Here is a 5,635-nt window from a genome sequence, read left to right as displayed (position 1 = left end):
GAAAACTTCGGTGCCAACATGTTGGCACTGGTTGATGGCGTGCCTCGCACCTTGTCAATCGATGGTTTTATCACCAACTGGGTAACCCACCAGGTTGAGGTTATTGTTCGCCGCACCAAGTTCCGCCTTCGCAAGGCTGAAGAGCGTGCCCACATTCTGCGCGGATACCTAAAGGCGCTAGATGCCCTCGACGAGGTAATCGCACTGATTCGCAAGAGCTCTACCGTCGACGACGCTAGAGACGGCCTGATCAAGCTGCTGGATATCGACGAACTGCAGGCCAGGGCGATCCTGAACATGCAGCTTCGACAGCTAGCAGCCCTTGAGCGTCAGAAGATCATCGATGAAGCTGCAGAGCTTGAGCGTCAGATCACCGAGTTCCAGCGCATCATCGCTGACGAGGATGTCCAGCGCAAGATCATCTCGGATGAGCTTGAAGAAGTTGTTTCACGATACGGCGATGAGCGTCGCTCCGAGATCCTCCTTGGCTTCGACGGCGATGTTTCGATGGAAGACCTAATCCCTCAAGAGGAAATGGTCGTGACTCTAACCGCCGGTGGCTACATCAAGCGCACCAGAAGCGACAACTACCGCGTGCAGCACCGCGGTGGCAAGGGTGTAAAGGGTGCCAGCCTGCGTGCCGACGATGTGGTGCAAAACTTCATCGTCTCCACCACGCACCACTGGTTGATGTTCTTCACCAACACCGGTCGCGTATTCCGCTCCAAGGTTTACGAGATCCAGGAATCTGGTCGCGATGCTAAGGGTCAGCACGTAGCTAACCTTTTGGCACTGCAGCCAGAAGAGCGAATCGTTGAGGTTTTGGACCTGAAGGACTACCAGCAAGCGCCTTATTTGGTTCTTGCAACCCGTGCTGGACTTGTGAAGAAGACCGCACTCGAGACCTACGACACCGCAAGAACCGGTGGAATCATCGCGATCAAGCTGCGCGAAGGCGATGAGCTAGTGAACGCCATGCTGGTAAGCGATGACAATGACCTGCTTTTGGTATCTCGCAAGGGCATGTCGATCAGATTCTCCGCTTCAAGTGAGCAGCTAAGGCCGATGGGCCGTGACACCTCAGGTGTTATGGGCATGAGCTTTAGAAAGGGCGACGAGCTACTAAGCGCAACCGTGATTGGCGAAGCAGGCTTTGTATTCGTGGTTACCGAGGGTGGTTACGCAAAGCGCACCAGCGCTGACCAGTACCGCATTCAGAACCGCGGTGGTTTGGGAATCAAGGTTGCCAAACTAGACGAAAAGCGCGGTGACCTGGTCGGTGCGCTAATTGTGGACGAAGCCGATGAGGTTTTGGTCGTGCTTGCCTCGGGCAAGGTAATCAGAACCAATGCTGCCGAGGTTCCTGCCAAGGGCCGCGACACCATGGGTGTGGTATTCGCACGCTTTGAAGAGTCTGACTCGGTTTTGTCGCTGGCGCGCAACACGGAGCGTAATCTAGAGACCAACGATTTATCAGATGCTGAAGGAGATCCGGATGGCGAAGCTGTTCAAGCGGAGTAGTGCTCCAAGGGAGCCGGTAAAACAGGTTCGCCTGAAGCTTCGCTCCATCGAGGTTATGTCTGCCGTGAAGGTTGGCTTCCTGGTGTCGATTGCCCTGGCAATCTCCACCATTGTTGGTTCGATCTTGCTCTGGGCAGTGCTTGCAAACTCGGGAGTCTTTTCCTCGGTTGGAGGCCTACTATCCAGCATCTTCGGTGAGGGCAGCGGATTTAGCCTGGAGAGCGAATTCTCATTTGCAAATGTGGTTGGAACTGCGGCCACCATTTCACTTCTGAACATCGTCTTCGCGACAGCGCTATCGGCAATCTGGGCGGTTCTTTTCAACATAATCGCCAGGTTGGTAGGTGGCGTTTCAGTCACCTTCACCAACAACTAGAAAATTCGGTTTGGCATCTAGGCCGTTTTTTAGTAATGTTGTGACGTTCTACGGGCCTATAGCTCAGGTGGTTAGAGCGCTTCACTGATAATGAAGAGGTCGGAGGTTCAAGTCCTCCTAGGCCCACCAGGAAGCTTCTCCCGCAAGAGATGGCTTCCAACGTAGGATGCACCAAGATCCAAACCGGATCATTCCGGGGACTTAGCTCAGTTGGTAGAGCACCTGCTTTGCAAGCAGGGGGTCAGGGGTTCGACCCCCCTAGTCTCCACAAAGAAAATCTCCCTCCAGAAATGGGGGGAGATTTCTTTTTTGACTAAATCCAGCCGGTCAGGCGGTCACTATTTCTTTAGAGCCGCAGCCTTCATCGCAATAGACTCCGCCACTTTCGCCAAAAATATAGCGAATACGAGTGCCACGACAATGCCTGAGCTAATAGCAAGTTCAATTACCGCTCGGTCAAAGTCTTCCTGGGTCTTTTCTGAAAGCGTCATGTAGGCGCCAACGGTGAGAATGTGCCTCACGGCAGCAATAATGCCGATGATCAGGAAGTTCTGAAGCTGGAAAACACCATCTGTGTAGCGGGCGATAACCGTTCTCAAGATTTCCAAAATAATGATGATGAACAGCACGTCGTTGATTGCCTGAATCATTCCACTTGGGAAGAAAGGCGAGGTGGTGAAGACTCTAATAACTGAGTAAATCAGTGCCGCAACGGCGATGCCGAAGAGGAACACCCCCAGCACCATGTGGAAGATGTCCTCCATGCGCTCAACTAGGCGATGAGGCACCACGCTCTTTTTCTCTTCTTCAATTTCATTTCCCATTTACTAGAGAATTCAAACAATCGATCTTTTCTTCCATTTTTTTATCTCGATTTGCTCACAACCCATTTTTTCTCTCCAGGGTCCCTAATTGGCCTCATCCGAGACAACACCGGCCGTTAGGTGCAAAATACTGTTAGCAAAAATTTAGGAATCCCAATGACTGAAAAAGTAAAAGGCCCAGCAAGCTACTTCCCCTCTATTGAGAAGACCTACGGCAAGCCAATTGAGCACTGGTTTGAGCAGCTAGCCGCTCACGCCTCAAAGTCCCACATGGAGCAGGTTGCATTCCTAAAGACCGTGCACGCCATGGGTCACGGGCATGCGAACGCAATCGCGGCTTACTTGAAGGCTAAATCAGGCAAATAGGGTCAAGTTCGGATTGGCTATTTAGCTTGTCGGTTCGGGGATAACCGGCATGCTCTCGGTCACAGGTTCCGGTCCTTTGCCTCTTCTGAGTGCGATATAGATAAGGGCGCTAGCCACCAAAACAATCAGACCACAACCCATTACTGTCCAGCGAATACCAACATGCTCGGCAAACCAACCGATAAGCGGTGAACCAATTGGTGTTCCGCCCATAAAGATCAATAGGTAGATGCCCATGACTCGGCCACGAAGCGTTGGTTCGCAGTTGGTCTGGACATAGGAATTAGCAGAGATCAAGGTCATAAGAGCCATGCCACCGACCAATGGCAACATCAAGGCGTAGGTTCCGTAGGTCGGCATCCAGGCAGTGATTGTTAGCAATGCGCCAAAGAGCATCCCGAACAACATCACAAATTTAGGAACCCTTAGGTTCTCGAACCTGGCTGAAATCAGTACACCGGTGAAAGACCCCACGGCCAAGATGCTACCTAGGATTCCGAATTCTGCCGGACCCTTGCCAAACTCTTGGGTGGCCATAACTGCCATAAAGATCTGGAAGTTCAAACCGAAGGTGGTGGCAAAGAAAACCGCCAGCATCACCAGGAAGATATCCCTTTGCCCAAGCACATACTGAACCGCTTGCTTGAGCTTGGCTCCGCTATTTGGCTTCACCGAGATAAACAGTAAATCCTTGCGCATCATCGCTAGCGCGATGATTACCGCGACATAGGTAAGCGAGTTGACCAGGAACGAGACCCCGGTTCCAAAAAGCACAATCAAAAAGCCAGAAGCCGCAGGGCCGATTAGTCGACCGGCATTGAAGTTTGCAGAATTCAGGCTGATTGCGCTAGGTATGTCCTGGTGACCAACGAGTTCGGAGTTGAAACTGGTGCGAACCGGAGCGTCAATTGCAGAGAAGACCCCCACCGTAAAGGCGAGAACGGCAACGTGCCATATCTCTACAACGCCGATAATGACCAACAGACCCATGGTCAGAGAGCCAAGCCCCGCACCAATGTTGGTGATGATCAAAAGCGTTCGCTTATCAAAGCGATCGGCCAGAACCCCGCCGTAAAGACTTAGAAGAAGTGAAGGCAAAAACTGCAAGGCGGTAATCAGACCCAGAAGTTGGGCGCTGTTGGTGAGTTCTAGAACTAGCCAGTCTTGAGCAATGCGCTGAGCCCAGGTTCCAATGTTGGAAAGCACGCTGGCTGGGAAGAGAACCCGATAGTTGCGGTGTTTGAAAGCTCTAAGTGCGCTTTCTCTGGCCATTGGGCAAGACTACCAACCAGTTACCCTGGCAAAGCCGATTTATGGGTTTATCCAATACGCTATGCAGGTGTCTCGTCGAGGGTTAATACTGTTCCTGCTTACAGGCGTTTTCTGGGGACTCCCGTACTTCTTTATCGCTATCGCTCTAGATAGCTTTTCGACCCCAACCATTGTTTTCGCCAGAACCTTTATCGGTGCTTTGGTTTTGGTGCCATACGCCATCATGACCGGTGCGGCTAAGAAGGTGCTCAAGGCCTGGCCATACGTTTTGCTCTTCGCAGCACTCGAGATGGTTGGCCCGTGGTACCTGATTACCGAAGCTGAAAAATACATTTCGTCCGGCCTTGCCGGATTATTGATTTCCACCGTGCCGTTTTTTGCGGTGGCTATCTTGGCCTTGGTATTCAAGGACCGCACCGCACTGAAGCCGATCCCACTGGCCGGAATGGTCATTGGTTTCCTAGGCGTAATCGCACTGGTTGGAATTGACTCATTCCTAGGCCACGTTGAACCGCTTTGGATCGGCGCTGTCGTCTTGGCAGCCGTTGGTTACGCGATCGCGCCGATTATGGCGAACAACAAAATGACCGATGTCCCAACCAGTGGCGTCATTGGATTCAGCATGGCGATTGTTGCTGCAATTTATGCCGTTCCAGCTGCATTTGAGATCCCGGCTGAAATCGCCGCTCAGCCACCAATTGAGGGCTGGATCGCCCTGTTGATCTTGGGTCTGATTTGTTCGGCGCTCGCCTTCGTGCTTTTCTTCGAGCTAATTCGCGAGATTGGACCTGTAAAGGCCAGCCTGATCACCTATGTGAACACCGCGGTTGCCTTGCTGTTGGGAACCTTGTTCCTATCGGAGCCAGTGACTCCGGGTCTCTTGATCGGTATCCCCATGATTACCTTGGGTCTTTATCTATCAGCGAAAAAGTAGCGATTGCTGGCACACTAGGTAGATATGGAATCTCTCGTTGCTTTAGTCGCCGGAATCTTTATCGCTCAGATAGTAATTTCGATCCTGAACATTGTGTTGGCCATCCTCTATCGCCGAGGAAAGATAAAGCGCTGGATCCCTCTTGTGGCGAATGCTGTTACCGGCATCATCGCGCTGTGGGGGCTTGTAACGGTGTGGGTTATGGCAGTAGCACCGCTGGTGTCTGTACTGATTTCCTCAATCCTGATTACTAGGCCAAGAAAAAATCGGGCCGAATAACTTCATTTGAGCCGGCTTTGAGTTCTGTCTAGTGTGTCTAGACAAATATCGTCAACCACGCCT

7 protein-coding genes and 2 tRNA genes are annotated in these 5,635 nt (G+C 51.9%); 7 read left to right on the top strand and 2 right to left on the bottom strand.

Annotated elements, in window-relative coordinates; all coding sequences use genetic code 11:
* The 4 genes from AC128V_RS06410 to AC128V_RS06395 form a co-directional block, all read left to right on the top strand.
* The coding region (locus AC128V_RS06410) for a DNA gyrase C-terminal beta-propeller domain-containing protein (RefSeq protein ID WP_482763846.1) at positions 1-1,521 on the top strand (1,521 nt) is incomplete at its 5' end.
* Positions 1,496-1,897 (top strand): DUF3566 domain-containing protein, encoded by a 402-nt coding sequence (locus AC128V_RS06405; RefSeq protein WP_482763845.1) that lies wholly within the window; start codon positions 1,496-1,498, stop codon positions 1,895-1,897. The genes AC128V_RS06410 and AC128V_RS06405, both read left to right, overlap by 26 nt.
* A 52-nt stretch (positions 1,898-1,949) precedes the next feature.
* Positions 1,950-2,026, top strand: a tRNA-Ile gene (locus AC128V_RS06400).
* A 66-nt stretch (positions 2,027-2,092) separates the two neighbouring features.
* Positions 2,093-2,165: transfer RNA gene (locus AC128V_RS06395), tRNA-Ala, on the top strand.
* Positions 2,166-2,235: 70 nt separating this feature from the next.
* Here AC128V_RS06395 and AC128V_RS06390 read toward each other — a convergent pair.
* Entirely contained in the window at positions 2,236-2,721 is a 486-nt protein-coding gene (locus AC128V_RS06390) for a phosphate-starvation-inducible PsiE family protein (RefSeq protein WP_482763844.1), read from the bottom strand.
* A gap of 156 nt (positions 2,722-2,877) precedes the next feature.
* On the opposite strand from AC128V_RS06390, the gene AC128V_RS06385 reads away from it, so the two are divergent.
* Complete coding sequence (locus AC128V_RS06385; RefSeq protein ID WP_482763843.1) at positions 2,878-3,087, top strand: DUF4287 domain-containing protein; 210 nt, start codon at positions 2,878-2,880, stop codon at positions 3,085-3,087.
* A 21-nt stretch (positions 3,088-3,108) separates the two neighbouring features.
* Here the strand turns inward: AC128V_RS06385 and AC128V_RS06380 are convergent, their stop codons facing one another.
* Positions 3,109-4,359, bottom strand: a complete 1,251-nt coding sequence (locus AC128V_RS06380) for an MFS transporter (protein ID WP_482763842.1) — start codon at positions 4,357-4,359, stop codon at positions 3,109-3,111.
* Between AC128V_RS06380 and AC128V_RS06375 the strand changes: the two genes are divergently transcribed.
* Both AC128V_RS06375 and AC128V_RS06370 read left to right on the top strand, forming a co-directional pair.
* Positions 4,328-5,293 carry a DMT family transporter gene (locus tag AC128V_RS06375; protein ID WP_482763841.1) on the top strand — a complete coding sequence of 322 codons (966 nt, stop codon included), beginning with the start codon at positions 4,328-4,330 and terminating at the stop codon, positions 5,291-5,293. The two genes, AC128V_RS06380 and AC128V_RS06375, sit on opposite strands and share 32 nt — an antisense overlap.
* Positions 5,294-5,317: 24 nt before the next feature.
* On the top strand, positions 5,318-5,572 hold the full coding sequence (locus AC128V_RS06370) for a hypothetical protein (RefSeq protein WP_482763840.1): 255 nt from the start codon (positions 5,318-5,320) through the stop codon (positions 5,570-5,572).
* The last annotated feature ends 63 nt before the right edge of the window (positions 5,573-5,635 follow it).

It is taken from the genome of Aquiluna sp. (assembly GCF_965064355.1).
Note: the sequence above shows the minus strand (reverse complement) of the source record. Positions and strands in the feature narration are given on the sequence as shown.

Coding starts and splice junctions, on each gene's coding strand:
- AC128V_RS06390 (WP_482763844.1), bottom strand. CDS start 2,721: ATGGGAAATGAAATTGAAGAAGAGAAAAAGAGCGTGGTGCCTCATCGC.
- AC128V_RS06385 (WP_482763843.1), top strand. CDS start 2,878: ATGACTGAAAAAGTAAAAGGCCCAGCAAGCTACTTCCCCTCTATTGAG.
- AC128V_RS06405 (WP_482763845.1), top strand. CDS start 1,496: ATGGCGAAGCTGTTCAAGCGGAGTAGTGCTCCAAGGGAGCCGGTAAAA.
- AC128V_RS06370 (WP_482763840.1), top strand. CDS start 5,318: ATGGAATCTCTCGTTGCTTTAGTCGCCGGAATCTTTATCGCTCAGATA.
- AC128V_RS06380 (WP_482763842.1), bottom strand. CDS start 4,359: ATGGCCAGAGAAAGCGCACTTAGAGCTTTCAAACACCGCAACTATCGG.